Source organism: Lactobacillus sp. C449L, from assembly GCF_059900815.1.
This window is the reverse complement of record NZ_JBWXGA010000181.1, coordinates 1-469: the sequence shown is the minus strand read 5'-3', so window position 1 is coordinate 469 and position 469 is coordinate 1. Positions and strand designations below refer to the sequence as shown.

The 469-nt window shown below is 44.8% G+C and carries 2 protein-coding genes; both read right to left on the bottom strand.

Translation table 11 applies throughout. The annotated features are described in order from the left end of the window. On the bottom strand, positions 1–225 hold a 225-nt coding region (locus AC2JF9_RS08925; RefSeq protein ID WP_500727054.1), incomplete at its 3' end, for a hypothetical protein. After that, on the bottom strand, positions 218–469 hold a 252-nt coding region (locus AC2JF9_RS08920), incomplete at its 5' end, for a hypothetical protein (RefSeq protein WP_500727052.1). The genes AC2JF9_RS08920 and AC2JF9_RS08925, both read right to left, overlap by 8 nt.

Genomic DNA, 469 nt, shown 5'->3' with positions numbered 1-469 from the left:
ATAGAGTACTTGGAACTTCCCATTATCAAGTTGATCCACAAACTTCCGAATAGTGGTAGTTTTCCCTGTTCCACAATCACCAGTTAAAACTGCAAACAGCTGCTTATCAGCCGCATACTTAAGTCTACCCAGAATTTCTTGCATCATGGAAGAGTCATAAAGGCTATCCGGTGGAATATCCCGAGAAAAAGGGGTATTTTCCATCCCATAAAACGCCTCAAACATTTTCCCCATCCTCCTTCCAAACAGCACGGAAGGTAACGGCGGGTGTCTGTTCAATCTGGCGTTCCTGGTATTTTTGTTCGGCTGCTTTTAATAGTCTAGACGAATCAGCCTCTTTTGTTTGAAGATGCGAAGGCATTTCCGGTCGCTTTCCGGCTCTTTCACCAATCACAAGCTTTCGAACTTTCCATGGGGAATACCCCTCATACTCGATCGTTAGCTCTTCCAGGTCTGAAGGATCATACAC